We start from the raw sequence: 1,934 nt of genomic DNA, 5'->3' as shown, positions 1-1,934 counted from the left end.
TAATTTATTATTTTAATGACATATTTTATGAGTTAATGTACATTTTTAAATATTTATTGTTTATATATTCTGCAAAAACATTTCTTTAGCACTTATTCAATTTAAACACGGTTGGAGTTTTTCAATTATTACATTATTAACTACTCAATCAATTCGTTTTTGACTAACATTAAAATCAGTTCCAGGAGGAAATCATTTTCTAAACTCACCATTTATATTTTCAATTAGAGGTTTTTGACGAGGTTTACCAGCATCACAAAAATATACTTGTGTTTCAGCAAATATTTCCATTTCTTGTCATTCACTAAATTCTTTACCTCTATCTGTTATTATTCCTTTTATTTTTCCAATTAAATTATTGTTTATAACAATATCTTTAAACTTTTTATCAACTTCCCTAGCAGTATGATTTTCTAATTTTATTGCAAAGTATTTTTTACTTGATTGTTCTACTAAAACTAAACAACTAGATTGATGGTTTTTTCCAACAACAGTATCCATTTTTAATCAACCAACATTAGAAACTTTATTTTCAATATCTCAAATTGACCTAAAATCAGTTAATTTACCACGATTATCAGATTTTCCTTTTTCTTTTATATTTTTTACCACGATGTCGCAAATTCTGTTTTAAAAAACCATAAAAACATAAACGAATTCATTTATACAATGTTTTAACACAAACCGGGAATTTAACACCAAATTTTAAAAAATAACGATAAATAAATTCTCTCGGAGAATCACGATATTTATTAAGTCTAATTTTCATAAAATTAATCTGCTCTTCCATAAATTTACATCTTTTATTATTCTTTTTTCTTTTCTCATAATACATTTTATCTGACTTATAAGCACTATATTCATCAGTAGTTTTAAAACGCTTAATTTCTCGTAAAATAGTACTACGATGTCTATTCAAACATTTAGCAATTGCAGAAATATTCTGTTCACCATTCTTTTTTAAAAAAATTTTTGATAATAATAATTGTTCTAATTTAACTTTATCCATAAAACTCAAATGACTATACATAACACTACTTATATACCTTTCATTAACTTATAAAATTAATATTTAATAAAAAATAATTGATATATAATTGATATGTAATAAGATCAATTATATATAAAAAAATAAAAAGGAGCAATATATATGAAAAAATTACTTAGTATAATAATAGGAGCGATTGGATTAACCGCAACAAGCACAACAACATTAATCAGTTGTAAAAAAGAAAATGATAATGAAAATGATAAAAACACACCAACAAAAAAATCACAACAACCACCAAAAGATAGTAATTGAAAATTAATTGAAAATAATTATATGTGACGAAATACTGGGTGATATATTGTAATACATAAAGATTCTAATTTATGAAAAATAGAAAAAATTAATAGTTCAGAAAAATATGGAACTAGATTTTTTAGTGATATTGTATATAAATGAGAATTAAATAATGAACCACAAATACCAACAATCAATCAAAACACCGGTGAAATTATTGACTGAAAAGAACAAAAAGGAACTGAATAACAATTCCTTTTTTATATTAATTGTAGTATACCACACACATTTTAAAGATTACAAGAAAATAACAAAAATAATAAAAATATTTATTTATAATAAAAAAATATCATAAAATAAATAAATAAAAAATATAAAATTAAACACACTAAAAAATAATTTATTAAATTTTAATTAATAAATACATATTTTATTATTTTAGTAACATATTTTATGATTATTATTTTAATATATTAATTAATTAAAATATAATAAACTTATTTAGTTTAAACACAAAAACTTAATAATTTAAAATTATTTAATTAAACTTAAACTATTCAAAAAATTAAATGGTGTCTGAAAATTTAAAGACTTATGTACTCTTTCAAAATTATAAAAATAATGTACTCTTTCAAAATTATAAAAATAA

Annotated in this window: 1 protein-coding gene and 1 pseudogene; one reads left to right on the top strand and one right to left on the bottom strand. The window is 20.7% G+C overall.

All coding sequences use genetic code 4. From position 1 onward, the window contains the following. Positions 1-60: 60 nt before the first annotated feature. Positions 61-1,030 (bottom strand): annotated as a pseudogene (locus tag C6B38_RS02810) (IS30 family transposase). 120 nt (positions 1,031-1,150) lie between these two features. On the opposite strand from C6B38_RS02810, the gene C6B38_RS02805 reads away from it, so the two are divergent. Further along, entirely contained in the window at positions 1,151-1,534 is a 384-nt protein-coding gene (locus tag C6B38_RS02805) for a lipoprotein (protein ID WP_105298577.1), read from the top strand. Positions 1,535-1,934 lie beyond the last annotated feature (400 nt).

Origin of the sequence: Spiroplasma sp. ChiS, from assembly GCF_002968355.1 — a bacterium.
Lineage (GTDB): Bacteria > Bacillota_I > Bacilli_A > Mycoplasmatales > Mycoplasmataceae > Spiroplasma > Spiroplasma citri.
Note: the sequence above shows the minus strand (reverse complement) of the source record. Positions and strands in the feature narration are given on the sequence as shown.